This window comes from Pimelobacter simplex, from assembly GCF_024662235.1.
Classification (GTDB): domain Bacteria; phylum Actinomycetota; class Actinomycetes; order Propionibacteriales; family Nocardioidaceae; genus Nocardioides.
The window spans coordinates 1,253,886-1,271,561 of the sequence record NZ_CP096276.1; the positions used below are offsets into that span (position 1 = coordinate 1,253,886).

General features: G+C 71.8%; 20 protein-coding genes. 12 read left to right on the top strand and 8 right to left on the bottom strand.

What is annotated here, in order from left to right; translation table 11 throughout:
* Window positions 1–40: 40 nt before the first annotated feature.
* Complete coding sequence (locus M0M48_RS06025; RefSeq protein ID WP_257750447.1) at window positions 41–1,051, top strand: aldo/keto reductase family protein; 1,011 nt, start codon at window positions 41–43, stop codon at window positions 1,049–1,051.
* A gap of 4 nt (window positions 1,052–1,055) precedes the next feature.
* On the opposite strand, the gene M0M48_RS06030 is transcribed toward M0M48_RS06025, so the two are convergent.
* The 5 genes from M0M48_RS06030 to M0M48_RS06050 all read right to left on the bottom strand — a co-directional run bounded on the left by M0M48_RS06030 (window position 1,056) and on the right by M0M48_RS06050 (window position 4,881).
* Window positions 1,056–1,724, bottom strand: coding sequence for an EthD domain-containing protein (locus tag M0M48_RS06030; protein WP_257750448.1), 669 nt, complete (start codon window positions 1,722–1,724; stop codon window positions 1,056–1,058).
* A gap of 64 nt (window positions 1,725–1,788) precedes the next feature.
* Window positions 1,789–2,376, bottom strand: a complete 588-nt coding sequence (locus M0M48_RS06035) for a DUF3043 domain-containing protein (RefSeq protein ID WP_215815242.1) — start codon at window positions 2,374–2,376, stop codon at window positions 1,789–1,791.
* 2 nt (window positions 2,377–2,378) lie between these two features.
* The gene (locus tag M0M48_RS06040; RefSeq protein ID WP_257759317.1) at window positions 2,379–2,759 is read right to left on the bottom strand and encodes a zinc ribbon domain-containing protein YjdM; all 381 of its coding nucleotides are present in this window, start codon (window positions 2,757–2,759) and stop codon (window positions 2,379–2,381) included.
* The gene (nadA, locus tag M0M48_RS06045) at window positions 2,752–3,927 is read right to left on the bottom strand and encodes a quinolinate synthase NadA (RefSeq protein WP_257750449.1); all 1,176 of its coding nucleotides are present in this window, start codon (window positions 3,925–3,927) and stop codon (window positions 2,752–2,754) included. The genes M0M48_RS06040 and nadA overlap by 8 nt, the downstream gene beginning before the upstream one ends.
* Before the next feature lie 78 nt (window positions 3,928–4,005).
* The gene (locus tag M0M48_RS06050; RefSeq protein WP_257750450.1) at window positions 4,006–4,881 is read right to left on the bottom strand and encodes a GNAT family N-acetyltransferase; all 876 of its coding nucleotides are present in this window, start codon (window positions 4,879–4,881) and stop codon (window positions 4,006–4,008) included.
* Window positions 4,882–4,916: 35 nt separating this feature from the next.
* Here M0M48_RS06050 and M0M48_RS06055 point away from each other — a divergent pair, with 35 nt between their 5' ends.
* The 4 genes from M0M48_RS06055 (at window position 4,917) to erpA (ending at window position 8,100) form a co-directional block, all read left to right on the top strand.
* The gene (locus M0M48_RS06055) at window positions 4,917–6,002 is read left to right on the top strand and encodes a glycerate kinase family protein (RefSeq protein ID WP_215815240.1); all 1,086 of its coding nucleotides are present in this window, start codon (window positions 4,917–4,919) and stop codon (window positions 6,000–6,002) included.
* 40 nt (window positions 6,003–6,042) lie between these two features.
* Entirely contained in the window at window positions 6,043–6,513 is a 471-nt protein-coding gene (locus M0M48_RS06060) for a DUF4334 domain-containing protein (RefSeq protein ID WP_257750451.1), read from the top strand.
* Entirely contained in the window at window positions 6,510–7,613 is a 1,104-nt protein-coding gene (locus M0M48_RS06065) for an NAD(P)-dependent alcohol dehydrogenase (RefSeq protein ID WP_257750452.1), read from the top strand. The genes M0M48_RS06060 and M0M48_RS06065 overlap by 4 nt, the downstream gene beginning before the upstream one ends.
* Window positions 7,614–7,683: 70 nt before the next feature.
* A complete protein-coding gene (erpA, locus tag M0M48_RS06070) occupies window positions 7,684–8,100 on the top strand; it encodes an iron-sulfur cluster insertion protein ErpA (protein WP_252373353.1) in 417 nt (138 codons plus the stop codon).
* Between the two features lie 138 nt (window positions 8,101–8,238).
* Here erpA and M0M48_RS06075 read toward each other — a convergent pair whose 3' ends face one another.
* Window positions 8,239–8,451: a hypothetical protein gene (locus M0M48_RS06075; RefSeq protein ID WP_215815237.1), complete on the bottom strand. Its 213-nt coding sequence runs from the start codon at window positions 8,449–8,451 to the stop codon at window positions 8,239–8,241.
* Window positions 8,452–8,534: 83 nt separating this feature from the next.
* On the opposite strand from M0M48_RS06075, the gene M0M48_RS06080 reads away from it, so the two are divergent.
* Complete coding sequence (locus M0M48_RS06080; protein ID WP_308220370.1) at window positions 8,535–9,524, top strand: carbohydrate kinase family protein; 990 nt, start codon at window positions 8,535–8,537, stop codon at window positions 9,522–9,524.
* Here the strand turns inward: M0M48_RS06080 and M0M48_RS06085 are convergent.
* A complete protein-coding gene (locus tag M0M48_RS06085) occupies window positions 9,517–9,741 on the bottom strand; it encodes a sulfurtransferase TusA family protein (protein ID WP_257750453.1) in 225 nt (74 codons plus the stop codon). The genes M0M48_RS06080 and M0M48_RS06085 overlap by 8 nt on opposite strands.
* Window positions 9,738–10,856 carry a cysteine desulfurase family protein gene (locus M0M48_RS06090; RefSeq protein WP_257750454.1) on the bottom strand — a complete coding sequence of 373 codons (1,119 nt, stop codon included), beginning with the start codon at window positions 10,854–10,856 and terminating at the stop codon, window positions 9,738–9,740. The genes M0M48_RS06085 and M0M48_RS06090 overlap by 4 nt, the downstream gene beginning before the upstream one ends.
* A 158-nt stretch (window positions 10,857–11,014) precedes the next feature.
* On the opposite strand from M0M48_RS06090, the gene ctaC reads away from it, so the two are divergent.
* From ctaC to M0M48_RS06120, 6 genes are all read left to right on the top strand, one after another.
* Complete coding sequence (gene ctaC / locus M0M48_RS06095; RefSeq protein ID WP_445323402.1) at window positions 11,015–11,890, top strand: aa3-type cytochrome oxidase subunit II; 876 nt, start codon at window positions 11,015–11,017, stop codon at window positions 11,888–11,890.
* A complete protein-coding gene (ctaD, locus tag M0M48_RS06100) occupies window positions 11,887–13,578 on the top strand; it encodes an aa3-type cytochrome oxidase subunit I (protein ID WP_445323403.1) in 1,692 nt (563 codons plus the stop codon). Before ctaC ends, ctaD begins: the two co-directional genes overlap by 4 nt.
* Window positions 13,578–13,994 carry a cytochrome c oxidase subunit 4 gene (locus M0M48_RS06105; RefSeq protein WP_215815233.1) on the top strand — a complete coding sequence of 139 codons (417 nt, stop codon included), beginning with the start codon at window positions 13,578–13,580 and terminating at the stop codon, window positions 13,992–13,994. Before ctaD ends, M0M48_RS06105 begins: the two co-directional genes overlap by 1 nt.
* 164 nt (window positions 13,995–14,158) lie before the next feature.
* The gene (locus M0M48_RS06110; RefSeq protein WP_257750456.1) at window positions 14,159–15,373 is read left to right on the top strand and encodes a L,D-transpeptidase; all 1,215 of its coding nucleotides are present in this window, start codon (window positions 14,159–14,161) and stop codon (window positions 15,371–15,373) included.
* Window positions 15,374–15,399: 26 nt separating this feature from the next.
* Window positions 15,400–16,584: a glycosyltransferase family 4 protein gene (locus M0M48_RS06115; RefSeq protein ID WP_257750457.1), complete on the top strand. Its 1,185-nt coding sequence runs from the start codon at window positions 15,400–15,402 to the stop codon at window positions 16,582–16,584.
* Window positions 16,581–17,675, top strand: a complete 1,095-nt coding sequence (locus M0M48_RS06120; RefSeq protein WP_257750458.1) for a glycosyltransferase family 4 protein — start codon at window positions 16,581–16,583, stop codon at window positions 17,673–17,675. The genes M0M48_RS06115 and M0M48_RS06120 overlap by 4 nt, the downstream gene beginning before the upstream one ends.
* The last annotated feature ends 1 nt before the right edge of the window (window position 17,676 follow it).

Here is a 17,676-nt window from a genome sequence, read left to right on the forward strand (position 1 = left end):
TCAGGGCGCCGGTGTGGTGCAGCGCACTAGGGTCGGGACCATGGAGATGCGCAACCTCGGCGCGAGCGGTCTGAGGATCTCGGCCCTCGCCTACGGCAACTGGATCACCCACGGCTCCCAGGTCGAGGAGGACGCCGCACTCGCCTGCGTGCGCCAGGCCCTCGACGAGGGGATCACCACCTTCGACACCGCCGACGTCTACGCCAACACCGCCGCCGAGACCGTCCTGGGCAAGGCCCTGGCCGGCGAGCGGCGCGCCGGGCTCGAGATCTTCACCAAGGTCTTCTGGCCCACCGGCCCCGGCAAGCACAACGACCACGGCCTCTCGCGCAAGCACATCATGGAGTCGATCGACGGCTCGCTGCGCCGGCTCGGCACCGACTACGTCGATCTCTACCAGGCCCACCGCTACGACCACGAGACGCCGCTCGAGGAGACGATGCTGGCGTTCGCGGACGTCGTGCGCGCCGGCAAGGCGCTCTACATCGGCGTCTCGGAGTGGCGGGCCGAGGAGATCCGCGCCGCGGCCGACCTGGCGCGCGAGCTGCGGGTCCCGCTGATCTCGAACCAGCCCCAGTACTCCATGCTCTGGCGCGTCATCGAGTCCGAGGTGGTCCCCACCTGCCGCGAGCTCGGCATCGGCCAGATCGTCTGGTCGCCGATCGCCCAGGGCGTGCTCACCGGCAAGTACCTGCCCGGTCAGCCCCCGCCGGCCGGCTCCCGGGCCACCGACGACAAGGGCGGCGCCAACGACATCAGCCGCTGGCTGCGCGACGACGTCCTGGAGCGGGTCCAGCAGCTGCGACCCATCGCCGAGGGCGCGGGCCTGACCCTCGCCCAGCTCGCCGTGGCCTGGGTGCTCCAGAACGACAACGTCTCCGCGGCCATCATCGGCGCCAGCCGGCCCGAGCAGGTCACCGAGAACGTCAAGGCCGCCGGGGCCCGCCTCGACGCCGACACGCTCGCGGCGATCGACGGGGTGCTCGAGGGCGTCGTCACCACCGACCCGGCGCTGACGAAGTCGCCGCGCCGCTCGGAGATCCTCGGCTAGCGCCTCAGAGCGCGAACGCGTAGCGGCTGGTGGGCACCAGGTCGAGCCCGTCGGAGGCGCCGAAGCGGGCGCAGCTGTCCATGAGGGCGGTGAACCGGCGGTCCAGCTCGGCCTGGTCCCCGCCGCTGCCGTAGAACGCGTGCTGGTCGCTGAGCGCGGCCATCGGGAAGAGCTCCTCGACGATCCCGGCGACGTCCCGGCCACCGGGAGTGAGGTGCTCCACGACCGGGTTCTGGACGTAGCCGAACGTGCCCTGGGTGTCGATCGCGACCTGGGTGTGCCGCTCCAGCCAGTCGCGGAGCCAGGCCTCGTGCGCCATCGCCGCCGGGCGGCGCAGGAAGGCGATGTTGGCCAGCACGTCCGCCCGTTCCCCCTCCGGTACGACGGGCGGCACGAGCGGCTCGCGCTCGTCGACCTGCCAGGCGTCGGCGTCCGCGTCGAGCGCGCGGACGGCGTCCAGCAGGGCGGCGGGGTCGGTGAGGCCCCACGCGGAGACCACGGCGGTGATCGGCGTGCCCGGGCCGAAGCGCATCGCGGGCGCGACGGCGTCGTCGTCCAGGTTCACCTGGAGCCGGGACGCGCCGGCCGCGGCGGCCTGGCCACGGAACGCGGGGGAGAGCAGGGCGGCGCCCAGCCCCGGCACGGGCGCATGCAGCGCGGCGATGACCTTCACGCCCGGCAACCTAACGCATGCTTGGCTGCCGGGGTGGGCCGAACGGACGAGGACGGGACGAGGACTACTTGTCGTAGTCGTCGGGCAGCGGCTGGCCGATCTTGACGCGGGCCTTGGGCAGGCGCATGAACTTCATCTGCATCGCCCGGGTCAGCGTGTAGTAGGTGGTGCCCTTGAGAGGCTCGTCCGGGAAGCGGCGCTTGAGCTCGCGGCGCACCTTGAAGCGCAGCAGGAGCATGTCGCCCACGACGAACAGCACGGTGGCGAGCAGGATCATGCTGCTGGCCCGGGCGAGCGCGGAGTTGCCGGTGTAGCCGAGCATCAGCCCGACCAGCATCAGCGGGATGACCATCTCGACCAGGGAGAAGCGGGTGTCGACGAAGTCGCGGATGAAGCGCCGGACCGGGCCCTTGTCGCGGGGCAGGAAGTAGCGCTCGTCGCCCTTCTTCATGCCCTCGCGGATCTTGCGGCTGTTCTCGGCGCGGTACTCGCGCTGCTTCTTGGCGAGCTCACGCTTGTCGCGCGGGGCCTTGTTGCGCGCCTTGGCGGCGGCCTCGGCCTCCTTGCGCGTCGGCGTGGGCCGGCCCTTGCCGCCGGGCTTGACGACCGCCGGCTGCTCGGACTCGACGGGGGTCTTGGTGCGCTTGAACACGCTCAGGCCTTCCTGACCAGGCTGGACTTCAGTTGCATCGGGCCGAACCCGTCGACCTTGCAGTCGATGTCGTGGTCGCCGACGCGGTCGGCGGGGTCGACGATCCGGATGGTGCGGACCTTGGTGCCGGACTTGATCGGCTTGGGGGCGCCCTTGACCGGCAGGTCCTTGACGACGATCACGTCGTCACCGTCGGCGAGGGGAGTGCCGTTCGCATCGCGGACGACGCCGGCCGCCGCGGCCTCGTCGGCCGCGGCCGCCACCTCGGCAGGCGACCACTCGTGGGCGCACTCGGGGCAGACCATGAGGTCGCCCATCGCGTAGGTGAACTCACCCCCGCACGCAGGGCAGGCGGGCAGGACGTCGGTGGCGCTCTCAGTCACGGTGCGCCTTGCCCGGCAGGTCGAGCATCCGCTGCAGCGCGGTCAGCGCGTCGGCCTCGGTCTGCGGGTCGACCTCGATCTGGTTGACCACGACGCCCTCGACCAGGTTCTCCAGCGCCCACACGAAGTGGGGCAGGTCGATCCGGTTCATCGTGGAGCAGTAGCAGACGTTGCGGTCGAGGAACATGATGTTCTTGTCCGGGTGCGCGTTCTTGAGGCGCTGGACGAGGTTGAGCTCGGTGCCGATCGCCCAGCTCGAACCGGCCGGCGCCGCCTCGATCGCCTTGATGATGTACTCCGTCGAGCCGACCTGGTCGGCCTTGAGCACCACCTCGTGCTGGCACTCGGGGTGCACGATCACGTTGAGGTCGGGGACCTTGACGCGCAGCTCGTCGATCACGTCGGCCGAGAACCGGCCGTGCACCGAGCAGTGGCCCTTCCAGAGGATGATCTTGGCCTGGGCGAGCTCGTCGGCGCTCAGGCCGCCGTTGGGCTTGTGGGGGTTCCACACGACGCACTCGTCGAGGGAGTAGCCGAGCTTGAGCACGGCGGTGTTGCGCCCGAGGTGCTGGTCGGGCAGGAAGAGGACCTTGGTGTCCTCGCCCTTCTGGGCGTAGGCCCAGTCGAGGGCGACTTCGGCGTTGGACGAGGTGCACACGACGCCGCCGTTGCGGCCGCAGAACGCCTTGATCGCGGCGCTGGAGTTCATGTAGGTGACCGGGACGACGACGTCCTGGACGCCGGCCGCGGCGAGCGCCTCCCAGGCCTTCTCGACCTGGGCGATGCGGGCCATGTCGGCCATCGAGCAGCCGGCCGCGAGGTCGGGCAGGATGACCCTCTGGTCGGGGCCGGTGAGGATGTCGGCGGACTCGGCCATGAAGTGCACGCCGCAGAAGACGATGTACTCGGCGTCCGGGCGCGCGGCCGCGTCGCGGGCGAGCTTGAAGGAGTCGCCGGTGACGTCGGCGAACTGGATGACCTCGTCGCGCTGGTAGTGGTGGCCCAGCACGAACAGCTTGTCGCCGAGCTTCTCCTTGGCCGCGCGGGCACGTGCGACCAGGTCGGGGTCGGAGGCGGCGGGCAGGTCGCCCGGACACTCGACACCACGCTCGGAGAGCGGGTCGGTACCCCGGCCGAGCGGCAGCAGTGGAAGGTCCACGGTCGTCATGACCTCATCCTAGTTTGGCCCCGCCGCGCGCCGGTGATCGCCGTCGCCCTGGTGGACCTCGACGTCCCGGCCGGGGCCCTAGAGCAGTGCGCCGTGGTGGAGGTACGGCGCGGGCGGCGTCATGCCGCGCAGCCCGAGGTAGCCGCTGGTGCCGAGGTCGAGCCGGACGGCGAGCCCGACGTCGACGGCCCACGCGTTCGCGCTCGTGACGTGGCCGATCTGGAACCGGCCCTGCGCGCCGTCGAGGCAGGCGACCAGCAGCGCCCGGGCCGCGGTCTCGTCGCGGGCGGCGAGGAGGGCGACGACCTCGCCGTCGGCGTAGGCGTAGCCCGAGCGGTCGACGGTGACGAGGAGTCGCCCGGCGGCCCGCAGCCGGGCGTGGGCGGTGCCGTGGGGGCCGCCGCGCAGGGACCGGTCGAGGTCGTCCATCCACTCCTGGTCGTCGGCGTCGCCGTCGCGGACGGCCGGGCCGGTCGCGGACGCTGCCGGGAGCCCGCTGCGGTCGACGGTGCCGGTCAGCGTCATCTGCGGGTGCAGGGTGAACCCGGCCGCGTGGTAGCGGCGCGCGGCGCGCGGGTCCTCGGAGGCGGCGAGCATCCCGCGCGGACAGTCCGCGCCGTGGCGGCCCGCCGCGGCGAGCAGCCGCGCACCGGTACCGGCGCCCTGCCGGCCCGGGCGCACGGCGAACGTCGCCAGGCACCACACCTCCTCACGCCGGAAGCTGGTCGCGAACCCGACCACGGCGCCGTCGTCCTCGGCGACCCAGCAGCCGCCCGGGTCGGTGATGAGGAACTGCTCCGTGCGCGCGATCCACTGCGCGGCCCTGCCCGGCGCTCGCCGGAGCGGCTTGGGGTCGGTCGCCCGCCGGGTCGCGAGGTCGAGGGTGTGGAAGGCGTCGGCGCTGATCTCCTCGGCAGCCGCGACGTCCTCGGGCGACATGGGGCGGATGTGCACACCGGGGACGGTACGGGTCCACCATGATGGGCCGCATGCGGATATTGGTCGCCCCCGACAAGTTCGCGGGCACCCTGACGGCGGTCGAGGCCGCCGAGGCGATCGCGGCCGGCTGGCACCGGCACGCGCCCGACGACGAGGTCGTGCTCGCCCCGATGTCGGACGGCGGCCCCGGCTTCGTCGACGTCCTGCACGCCTCGCTCGGGGGCGACCTGCTCGCCGTGACGGTCGAGTCGCCCTCGGGCGACGAGGTCCCGGCGACGCTGCTGCTCGTCGGCGACACGGCGTACGTCGAGAGCGCGCAGGCGTGCGGCATCCACCTGACCCGCGGCGAGCTCGGCGAGTTCGGCACCACCGTCGGCGTCGGGACGCTCGTGCTCACCGCCATCAACGCCGGCGCCCGCCGGGTGGTCGTGGGCCTCGGCGGCTCCGGCACCATCGACGGCGGTGCCGGCCTCCTCGCCGCGCTCGGTGCCGACGCCGACGTCTCGCTCGACGTCGGCGGGATCTTCCTCGACGGCATCACCGAGGTCGACCTCGGCATCGCCCGCAGCCTGGTCGACGGCGTCGAGCTGGTCGCGGCGACCGACGTGGACAACCCGCTGACCGGGCTCTTCGGCGCCGCCAAGACCTTCGGGCCGCAGAAGGGGCTCGACGACGACACCCAGGCGGTCATGGACCGCTACCTCGAGCAGCTCGCCGCCGCCACCGACCGCCGCCTGGCGCTCGAGCCGGGCGCCGGCGCGGCCGGCGGCCTGGGCTTCGCGCTGCTGCTGCTCGGCGGGCACCGGGTCTCCGGCATCGAGCTGGTCGCCGAGGCCGTCGACCTCGCCGAGCAGGCCAAGGCGGCCGACCTGGTCATCACCGGCGAGGGTGCGTTCGACTTCAGCAGCCGGGCCGGCAAGGTCCCGGCCGGCGTCGCCGCGGTCGCCGCCGAGGCGCTGCGCCCCTGCGTGGCGCTCGCCGGGCAGGTGCTGGTCGGCTCGCGCGAGATGCGCGCGCTGGGCATGGACGCGGCGTACTCGCTGGTCGAGGCGGTGGGGGAGAGCCGGGCCTACGGCGACCCGGTCGGCTCGCTGAGCGAGCTGGCCGCGCGGGTGGCGCGCACCTGGTCCTCGTGACCCCTCGCCAAGAGGTGGAACGTGTTCTAGATTGCTCGGCGTGACCGACATCCGAACCCGTTTCGACGACCTGCGGGCCGCCGAGCGGGCCGAACCCGCCGATCTCGACGCCCTGTGGGCCGACCTCGCCACCGTCGAGGTCGAGGAGATGCTCGGGGCCTGGCGCGGGGGCGACTTCGCCACCGGCCACGTCGCGAGCACCGTGCTGGAGCAGGTGCGCTGGCACGGCAAGCGCTTCGACAGCGCGCTCGAGGCGGTGCCGCTGGTGTGCCGGGGCGAGGACGGAGCGCTCTACTCCAACCTCGCCGCCGGAGGCGGTGGGGAGGCCTCGTTGTGGTCCGTCGGGTTCCGTGGCGAGGTCACGGCGACGATGGTCTACGACAAGATGCCGGTCTTCGACCACTTCAAGAAGGTCGATGACGACACCGTCATGGGGATCATGAACGGCAAGCTCGCCGGGACGTTCGGGATCGACGACCTCTACTACTTCTGGCTGGAGCGTGACGCGTGAAGACCACTGCCTATCTCGTCGAGGAGCCCGGGGGCGACTTCGTCGTCGCCGACGTCGAGCTCGAGGAGCCCCGTGACGACGAGGTGCTCGTCCGGATCGTCGCGACCGGGTTGTGCCACACCGACCTGACCGTCCCGACGATGCTGCCGCAGGAGATGCTGCCGACCGTCGTGGGCCACGAGGGCACCGGTGTCGTCGAGAAGGTCGGCGCGGGCGTGAGCGGCATCGCGGTGGGCGACCACGTCGTGCTGAGCTTCCGCTCCTGCCGTGCGTGCGGACCCTGCCAGGTCGGCGACGTCGGCTACTGCGAGCAGTCGCTGCTGCTCAACTACATGGGCATGCGCGCGGACGGCTCGACGACGATGAAGCGCGGCGAGCAGACCGTGTTCGGCAACTTCTTCGGCCAGTCGAGCTTCGCCCGCCACGCCCTGGCGTACGCCGACAACTGCGTCGTCGTCGACAAGTCCCTCGACCTGACCCGGCTGGCCCCCTTCGCCTGCGGCTTCCAGACCGGCGCCGGCACGGTGCTCAACGTCCTCGACGCGACCCCCGACCGCCCGATCGTCGTGTTCGGCGCCGGTGCGGTCGGCCTGGCCGCCGTGGCCGCGGCCCGCGGCGCGGGCGTCGAGACCGTCGTCGCCGTCGACCCGGTCGCGGCCCGCCGCGCGCTCGCCGAGGGCTACGGCGCCCACGCGATCGACCCGGCCGACGAGGCGGCCGGCCCGGTCGAGGAGCAGGTCAAGGCGCTGACCGGCGGGGGAGCGGCGTACGCGATCGACACCACGGCCATCCCGGCCGTGGTGCTCCAGGCGCAGCGCTCGCTGCGCTCGCGGGGCATGCTCGTCGCGCTCGGCCTGGGTGCGCCGGAGTACACGATCGACGCGATCGACCTGCTCCAGTCCGGCAAGATCGTCCGCTCCTCGATCGAGGGCGAGGCCGACCCGCTGGTCACCATCCCCGAGCTGATCGCGCTGCGCGAGGCCGGGCGGCTCGACGTGGACCACCTGGTCACGACGTACCCGTTCGAGAAGATCGCCGACGCCGTCGCCGACTCGAAGTCCGGTGCCGTGGTCAAGCCGGTGCTCGTGTGGGGGGAATAACCAACACTGTGCGACCATTGGGCTAGTCGAACACCCTTCGGCTACACAGCCTGACACACCTGGAGTGAGCATGAGCGACGCCTGCTGCGGAGGCGGCAACAGCCACGACGCCCACGGCGCGACCACGACTGTCGCGACCCCCGTGGACCTCGACCGCCGTGAGGACCAGATCAACCTGAGCCCGGTGGCGGCCACCAAGGTCAAGAGCCTGCTCGAGCAGGAGGGGCGTGACGACCTCGCGCTGCGCATCTCGGTGCAGCCCGGCGGTTGCTCGGGCCTGCGCTACCAGCTCTTCTTCGACGAGCGCACCCTCGACGGTGACGTCGTCACCGACTTCGACGGCGTGGCCGTCGTCGTCGACCGGATGAGCGTGCCGTACCTCAACGGTGCGGTCATCGACTTCGTCGACACCATCGAGAAGCAGGGCTTCACGATCGACAACCCCAACGCCACGGGTTCGTGCGCGTGCGGTGACTCGTTCAACTGACGAAGGAGCACGATCCGGCGCTCGAAGGAGCAGCATCCGGCGCTCGACAATGCGAAAGGCGCCCCGGTCACCCGGGGCGCCTTTCGCATTGTCGAGCGCCGGAACGTGGCACTTCGAGCGCCGGATCGTGCTCCTTCGTCAGTCCAGGTGCAGGTGCAGCGCGTTGGCGAGGCGCTGGGCGGCCTCGCTGATCTCGATCTCGCGCTTGGGGGTCTCGCGGGGCAGCTCGTCGAAGTGGATGCTGGGCGCCGGACGGGTCGCCTTGACCGCGGCCTCGGCCAGCCGGCGGCTGACGGCCTCGCAGTCGGCGTGCAGGTCGGCGGGGGCGGCGAGCTCTTCGTAGGACGACATATGCCGACGGTAGGCGTTACCCCCGGGTAGACCCAGTGGGATCGCGGGTCAGGACCGCGACGGCTCGGTTAATGTTCCGTGTCGTGACTGCACCCACGGGCTCCCTCCTGATCGCCGGCTCGATCGCGACCGATCACCTCATGACCTTCGGCGGCAAGTTCGCCGACTCCCTCGTGGTCGACCAGCTGGACAAGCTGTCGGTCTCGTTCCTGGTGAACGACCTCGAGATCCGCCGCGGCGGTGTCGCCCCCAACATGTGCTTCGGCCTGGCCCGGCTGGGCCTGCGCCCGGTCCTGGTCGGCGCGGCGGGCGAGGACTTCGCCGACTACCGCTCCTGGCTCGAGCGCAACGGCGTCGACTGCGACTCGGTCCACATCTCCGACCACAAGCACACCGCCCGTTTCGTGTGCACCACGGACACCACGATGGCCCAGTTCGCCTCGTTCTACCCGGGCGCGATGAGCGAGGCCAGCCAGATCGAGCTGCTGCCGATCGTCGAGCGCGTCGGTACGCCGATGTACGTCCTCATCGGCGCCGACGACCCCGAGGCGATGAAGCGCCACACCGAGGAGTGCCGCCAGCGCGGCTACGCCTTCATCGCCGACTGCTCCCAGCAGCTCGCCTTCGCCGAGGGCGACCTCATCCGCGAGCTCATCGACGGTGCGGCGATCCTGTTCTCCAACGAGTACGAGTCGCACGTCATCGAGAAGAAGACCGGCTGGACCTCCGACGAGGTGCTGGCCCGCGTCGGCATCCAGGTGACCACGCTCGGCAAGGACGGCGTCCGGGTCACCACCAACGACGGCACCTCGTTCGAGGTCGCCGCCGCCAAGGACGTGGCCGCGGTCGAGCCGACCGGCGTCGGCGACGCCTTCCGCTCCGGCTTCCTCGCCGCGCTCTCGTGGGGTACCTCGCTCGAGCGGGCCGCCCAGGTCGGCTGCGTCCTCGCGGCCTACGTCGTCGAGACCGTCGGCACCCAGGAGTACGACTTCACCGCCGAGCAGTTCGTCGACCGGGTCCGCCTCTCCTACGGCGACGCGCCGGCCGACGAGGTCGCCGCGTTCGTCAAGTGAGCCGGCGCACGACGTAGCGGGGCGCGCCGTCCGCGGCGCGCTCCTCGCCGACGTACTCCTGGCCGCGCATCCGGCACCACGCCGGTACGTCGTACCGGGCGGCGGGGTCGTGGGCCACCACGGCCAGCAGGTCGCCCACGGTGACCTCCGGCAGCGCCTTGGCCAGCTCGATGATCGGGCGCGGGCAGGGCAGGTCGCGGCAGTCGATCTCGATCACAGCCCGGCCCTCGCCCGGATCGCGCCGACGGCCTCGCCGAGCGCGGCGCAGAAGCCGGCGACCTGCTCGTCGGTGGTGTCGCGGGTCAGCGAGACCCGCACGTTGCCGTGGGTGAGCGAGCCCATCGCGGCCAGCACGTGGCTCGGCTCCAGCGTGGACGCCGTGCAGGCCGAGCCGCTCGCCACGCCGAAGCCGCGCCGGGCCAGCTCGTCGACGATCTCGTCGCCGCCGACGTAGAGGCACGAGAAGGTCACCAGGTGGGGCAGCCGCGTCTCGGGATCGCCCACCACCTCGGTGTCGGGCAGCGCCGCGGCCACAGCCCGGATCGTCTCGACCTGGCGGAACTGCCGCGCCGCGACCTCCTCGCGCTCGGCGAGCACCGCCTGGAGCGCCGCCGCCGCGGCCAGCGCGGCCGGGACGTTGGGGAAGCCGCCGAGCTCCTCGAGGCCGTCGTCGCCGGGGAACGGCTGGGTCCACCGCGTCCCCCGCCGTACGACGAGCACGCCGACGCCCGCCGGCCCGCCCCACTTGTGCGCCGACGCGGTCAGCACCGACCAGCGCCGGGGGAGCGGTACGTGGCCCACGGCCGCGGCCGCGTCCACCAGCAGCGGTACGCCGTCGGGCAGCTCGGCCTCGTCGACCGGCTGGAGCGTGCCGACCTCCTGGTTGGCCGCCTGGAGCGCCACGGCGCCGACTCCGGGCCGTCCGGCGGCCGCGGCGAGCGCCGCGAGGTCCACCCGGCCCCGGGCGTCGACCCCGACGCTCGCGGTGGCGGGGGAGGATCGCCACGCGGCCGCGTGCAGGACCGCGGAGTGCTCGACCGCGCTGTGCACGATCCCGTCGCGCCCGGTGGACGTGGTCAGGCCCAGCAGGCCGCGGTGCACCGCGTCGGTCCCCGAGGCGGTGAAGCCGACCTCGTCGGCGCGCACGCCCAGGGCGTCGGCCACCACGGCGCGCGCGTTGTCGAGGAGCAGGCGGGCGTCCCGGCCGGCGCGGTGCAGGCGCCGCGGGTCGGCGTACCCCCGCTCCAGGGCGGCCGCGAGCGTGTCGCGGGCGGCCGGGTGGAGCCGCTCGGAGGAGGCGGCGTCGAGGTAGACCTCGGGGGTGCTGCTCACGCTCCGACCCTAGAGGAGAGCCCCGGGCCCCGCTTGGGGGGCGTGGCTACGCTCAGGACAGGTGCGACGCGCGCTCTAGGACCCACCCCGCGCGCCGCCCAGAGCCGCTCTCCGCTACTGTTCGCAGTAGTTCTGACCCTCGAGAGGAAGGCTCGTTCGTGGGCTGGTGGCACCCCGAGCGCACGCGTGGAGCGCAGCGACGATTCCGTCGCACGATCCCGCTCGCCGGATTCGTCGTACTCGCGGCCGCGTTGTCCGGTTGCTCCACTGACACCCAGTGGGAGCGCTTCGGCATGCCGAAGATCGTCTCCGAGCAGGGCACGCACATCCTGCAGCTGTGGCAGGGCGCGTGGATCGCTGCGCTGGTCGTCGGTGTGATCACCTGGGCGCTGATCATCGGCGTCCCGCTGTGGTTCCGTCGTCGTAGTGACGACGAGGTCCCGGTGCAGACCCGGTACAACCTGCCGATCGAGATCTTCTACACGATCTTCCCGGTCATCATGGTGATCGCGTTCTTCTCCCAGACCGTGCGCGTGCAGAACATCGCACTCGAGCACGTGCAGCCGGACGTGGTGGTCAAGGTCGTCGGCCAGAAGTGGCAGTGGACCTTCAACTACCCCGACTCGGTGCAGACCCCCGAGGGCACCAACGTCTTCGTCGCGGGCACCGGTGAGGACATCCCCACCCTGGTGATCCCGGTCGACAAGACCGTGGAGTTCCAGCTCTACAGCCCCGACGTCATCCACAACTTCGGCGTGCCGGCCTTCGCCATGCGCATGGATGTCGTGCCGGGCAACAACAACTCGTACCAGGTCAAGCCGACCGAGACCGGCGAGTACGCCGGCAAGTGCTACGAGCTGTGCGGCGCCTACCACTCGCGGATGCTCTTCAACGTGAAGGTCGTCACCGAGGCCGAGTACGAGGCCTACCTCGCCGACCTGGCGGAGAACCCGCAGAACGTCTCCGAGGGTCCGGTCCAGGGTGGCAAGTACTCCACCGAACTGATCACCGACGACGAGGGAGGCCACGAGTGACTACTCTCGCGCGCTCCACGGACCTCTCCCAGCGCAAGCCGCTGGGCCAGCAGCTGGTCCGCATCATGACGACGACCGATCACAAGCTGATCGGCAACCTCTACTTCGTCACCGCCATGGCCTGGTTCATCGCCGGCGGCATCATGGCGCTCCTGATCCGCTCCGAGCTCGCCTACCCGGGCAGCCAGCTGGTCAACGAGGAGCTCTACAACCAGCTCTTCACCATGCACGGCACGATCATGCTGCTGCTGTTCGCGACGCCGCTGTTCTTCGGCTTCGGCAACGCGATCATGCCGCTCCAGATCGGCGCACCCGACGTCGCGTTCCCGCGCCTCAACATGTTCAGCTACTGGCTGTACCTGTTCGGTGGCCTCATCGCCGGCGCCGGCTTCCTCGCGCCGGGCGGTGCCGCGTCGTTCGGCTGGTTCGCCTACACGCCGCTGTCCGACTCGGTCAACAGCCCCGGCGTGGGCGGCGACCTGTGGATCATGGGTCTGTGGATGGGTGGTCTCGGCACCATCCTCGGTGCGGTCAACTTCATCACCACGATCATCTGCATGCGGGCCCCCGGCATGACCATGTTCCGGATGCCGATCTTCGTGTGGACCGTGCTGATCACCGCGATCCTCGTGCTGGTCGCCTTCCCGATCCTGGCCGGCGCGCTGCTCTCGCTCGAGGCCGATCGCCAGATCGGGGCCCATGTCTTCGACAGCTCGCACGGTGGTGCGATCCTCTGGCAACACCTGTTCTGGTTCTTCGGGCACCCAGAGGTCTACATCATCGCCCTGCCGTTCTTCGGCATCATCTCCGAGATCCTGCCGGTCTTCAGCCGCAAGCCGATCTTCGGCTACATCGGCCTGGTCGGCGCGACGCTCGGCATCGCGATCCTCTCGGTGGCGGTGTGGGCGCACCACATGTTCGTCACCGGCGCGGTCAACCTGCCGTTCTTCTCCGGCATGACCTTCCTGATCGCCGTCCCGACGGGCGTCAAGTTCTTCAACTGGATCGGCACGATGTGGGGCGGATCAGTCCGCATGGACACCCCCATGCTGTGGTCGATCGGCTTCCTGACGACCTTCCTCTTCGGTGGTCTGACGGGCATCATCCTGGCCAGCCCGCCGCTCGACTTCCACGTCTCCGACTCCTACTTCGTGGTGGCGCACTTCCACTACACGGTGTTCGGCACGGTCGTCTTCGCGATGTTCGCCGGCTTCTACTTCTGGTGGCCCAAGCTCACCGGACGGATGCTCGACGAGCGCCTCGGCAAGATCCACTTCTGGCTGCTGTTCATCGGCTTCCACACCACCTTCCTCATCCAGCACTGGCTGGGTATCGAGGGCATGCCGCGTCGCTACGCCGACTACCTGCCCGGTGACGGCTGGGAGTTCATGAACCAGGTCTCGACGATCGGCGCCTTCGTCCTGGCGTCCTCGCTCCTGCCCTTCTTCTACAACGTCTACGTCTCCCGCAAGGGCCCGCTGGTCAACACCGACGACCCGTGGGGCTGGGGCCGGTCGCTGGAGTGGGCCACGAGCTGCCCGCCGCCGCGCCACAACTTCCACTCGATCCCGCGGATCCGGTCGGAGTCGCCCGCGTTCGACCTCCACCACCCGGAGATCGCCGCCATCGAGATGTACGACGACGAGCCGGCCGCCGAGCTGGCCGGCACGAAGGGAACCGACGCCTGATGAAGATCGAAGCCTGGATCTTCGGCGTGACCACGGTCTTCCTGGTCCTGGTCAGCCCCGCCTACTGGTTCATCACCGACGCCAGCGACCACGGCGCCGACTGGACCGGTACCTCCGCCCTGGTCATGACCACCCTGCTGTGCGCGATGGTCACCCTCTACCTCGGGTTCCACGCCCAGCGGATGGACGCCCGTCCCGAGGACCGCAAGGACGGCGAGATCGCCGACGGCGCGGGCGAGCTCGGCTTCTTCCCGCCGTACTCGTGGTGGCCGTTCTGGTGCGCGCTCACCCTGGGCCTGATCGTGTTCTCGGTCGCCGTGCTGGCGTGGTGGCTGATGATCATCGGGTTCGTGCTCGGTGCGGTCGCGGTCAGCGGCTGGGTCTTCGAGTACTACCGCGGAAATTACGCTCACTGATTGACTGGGCCGAGCGTGTCTTCGGCGCCCGGGAGGCAGCAAGCTGCCCGAGCGGCGCCTCTCGACACGCTGCCGGCCTGCTGTCGGCGGTGTCACACCCTGGTGTGACACCGCCGACGTGCATCATCACGGGTTTTCGTGGTGGTGCCGGTTACGCTTTCTCGGTGCCCTTCCCCGCCGCTCCCCGTCGCTCGCGCGTGCTGCGCGCCGCGGCCGTCCTCGCGACGGTCGCCGTCCTGGCCGCCGCGTGCGACGGTTCCGGCTTCTCGCCCACGGGCGGCGGTGGGTCCGACGACAAGACGACCGCTGCGGCCGCGACCGAGGCGGTGCTGAGCACCAACGTGGCCGACAAGGCGAGCGGCGTGCCGGTCGACAAGGTGGTCAAGGTCAGCGCCGAGCACGGCAAGATCACCGACGTCGTGGTCCGCTCCAAGGCCGGCAAGGTGAGCGGGCGGTTGGTCGCCGACGGTTCCCGCTGGGTGTCCACGGGCGGGCTCGAGCCGGGCGTGCGCTACCGGGTCCGGGCCACGGCCCAGAACGGCGACGGCAAGCAGGTCGAGAACATCTCCTCGTTCACGACCCAGGCGCTGAGCCTCGACCAGCAGACCTACCCGTCGGTGGCGCCGCTGCAGGGCGAGACGGTCGGCATCGGCATGCCGGTCATCGTCACCTTCGACCTTCCGGTCACCGACAAGGCGAGCTTCGAGCGGCACATGAAGGTCGCCACGACGCCGGTCCAGCAGGGCTCCTGGCGCTGGGTGAGCGACACGGTCGCGCACTGGCGGCCCAAGGCGTACTGGAAGGCCGGCACCAAGGTCAGCGTCGACATCGGCATCAACGGGGTCGCGGCCGGCGGCGGTATCTACGGCCAGGAGGACCGCAAGGTCGACTTCAAGGTCGGTGACGCCCACGTCTACAAGGTCAACGCCGCGACTCACCAGATGAAGGTATTCTCCAACGGCAAGCTGCTGCGCACGCTGCCGATCACGACCGGCAAGCCCGGCTTCACGACCCGCTCGGGCGTCAAGGTGATCATGGAGAAGTTCGCCACCCGGCGGATGAACTCCGAGACCGTCGGCATCCCGCAGGGCTCGGCCGAGGCCTACGACATCAACGACGTGCGCTGGGCGATGCGGCTGACCAACTCCGGTGAGTTCATCCACGCCGCCCCGTGGTCGGTCGGCTCCCAGGGGCGCGCCAACGTCTCGCACGGCTGCACCGGCCTGAGCACCGACAACGCGAGCTGGCTCTACGACATGACCCGGCGCGGCGACGTGGTGACCTACACCGGCACGGACCGGCCGATGGAGCCCGACAACGGCTACGGCGACTGGAACATCCCGTGGAAGGACTACGTCGCGGGATCCGCCCTGCACTGAGCCGGCCGGCCGGGCAGGATGGCGTCGTGCGGATCGCCATCGCCTACGACTGCCTCTACCCCTGGACCCTCGGGGGCGGGGAGCGGCAGTACCGCGCGTTCGCCGAGGAGCTCGCCGCGCGCGGGCACACCGTCACCTACCTGACCCGGCGCCAGTGGGACGGCGCGGCGCCGGACCTCGACGGGGTCCGGGTGCGCGCGGTCGCCGGCCGTGCCGAGCTGTACGACGACGCCGGCGCCCGCCGCCTCGGACCGGCCCTCGGCTACGCCCTGGCGCTGCTGACCCACCTCCTGCGCGCCCGGCACCGGTACGACGTGGTGCTGGTCAGCGCGCTGCCCGCCACCAACGTCCCGGCCGCCCGGCTGGCCCTGGCGCTCACCCGCAGCCGGGCGCTGCTGGTCACCGACTGGCTGGAGGTCTGGCCGCGGGAGCGCTGGCGCGCCTACAGCGGCCCTGTCGTCGGCCGGCTGGCCTGGTGGGTGCAGCGGCTCGCGGCCCGGCTCTCGCCGGTGGCCACCTGCCACTCCGCGCTGAGCGCGCGCCGGCTCGTCGCGAGCGGGCTGCGCTCGACGCCGGTGGTGAGCCCGGGGCTGGTCTTCCCCGGGGACCCCGGGGCGCCGCGGCTCGGCGTACCGGAGGGGGCGGGACCGGGAGCGGTGCCGCAGGTGGTCTACGTCGGCCGGCACATCCCGGACAAGCACGTCGAGGCCCTGCCCGCGGCGCTCGCGCACGCCCGGACCCGGCTGCCGGACCTCACCGCCGCGATCTACGGTGACGGCCCCTCACGCCCGGCGGTGCTGCGCGAGATCGAGCGGTGCGGGCTGTCCGCAGCGGTCAGCGCCCCCGGGTTCGTCGCGCGCGAGGTGCTCGACGCCGCGGTGCGCGGGGCCGCGGTGCTGGTCAACCCCTCGGCGCGCGAGGGCTACGGCCTCGTGGTCGACGAGGCCAACGCCGTCGGGACACCTGTGGTGCTCGTCGACGGTCCCGACAACGCCGCGGTCGAGCGGGTGACCGAGGGCGTCAACGGCCTCGTCGCGGCCTCGACCGACCCGGTCGTGCTGGGCGAGGCGATCGTGGGCGCGGTCGAGGGCGGCGCCGACCTGCGGCGTAGCGCTCACGAGCGCTACACCGAGGCGGCCCGGACCGGCTCGATCGCCGCGACGGTCGACCGGATCCTCGCCGTCGCCACCGGGCTCGGGGCGCCCCGATGAGGGTGGCCGTCGAGCTCGTCTACTTCACCGGCCGCAAGGGCGGCACCGAGACCTACGCGCGCCGGCTGTTCGCAGCGCTCGGGGCGCTGCCTGACTCCGGCGTCGAGCTGGTCGGCATCGCCGGGCGCGAGCTCCGCGCGGCGCCGCCGGACTGGTTCCCCGGCGAGATCGTGCACCTGCCCGTCTCGGGCGAGAGCCGGCCCCAGTGGGCGGCCGGGGTCGCACTGGCCGTCGCCCCGCGGGCCCGGGCGCTGCGGGCCGACCTGCTCCACTGCCCGGCCAACTTCGGACCCGCGCTGCACGTGCTGCCGACCGTGGTGACCGTCCACGACCTGCTGCCGCTGCGCCACCCCGAGTGGGTGCCGGGTGGCCGCGCGGACGCCGTACGGCGGCTCCAGCGGCGCACGATCACCGTGGCCGACCGGGTCATCGCCGACAGCGCGGCGACCGCCGCCGACGTGGTCGCGCTGGGCGGGCGCGTCACGGCCGACGTCGACGTCGTCCCGCTCGGGGCGCCGGAGCCGAGCGGGGTGGCGCCGCCCCCGGTGCCGCGGCCGTTCGTGCTCGCCGGCGGCAACCGGATGCCGCACAAGAACTTCGACCGGCTCATCGAGGCGTGGTCGCTGATCCCGGCGGGGGAGCGGCCGCTGCTGGTCGTCACCGGAAGCCACCGCGAGGACCCCCTCGACGCCGAGGTACGACGCCGCGGCCTGGCCGGCGACGTCGACCTGCGCGGATGGGTCGACGCCGACGAGCTGGCCGGCCTCTACGCCTCAGCCAGCGCGTACGTCTTCCCGACCCGGTTCGAGGGCTTCGGGCTGCCGGTGCTCGAGGCGATGGCCGCCGGCTGCCCGGTGCTCGCCTCCGAGCTCCCGGTGCTCCGCGAGGCCGGCGGCGCGGCGATGGAGACCTTCGACCCCACCTCGGCACCCGCCATCGCGACGGCGGTGCGCCGGCTGGTCGCCGATCCTGCTCGGCAGGAGGCGCTGCGGGCCGCGGGACGGGTCCGGGCGGCGGAGTTCACCTGGCGTCGTACGGCGGAGGCGACGGTGGCCTCCTATCGCCGGACGGTGGCGGCCACGGCGCCCTAGA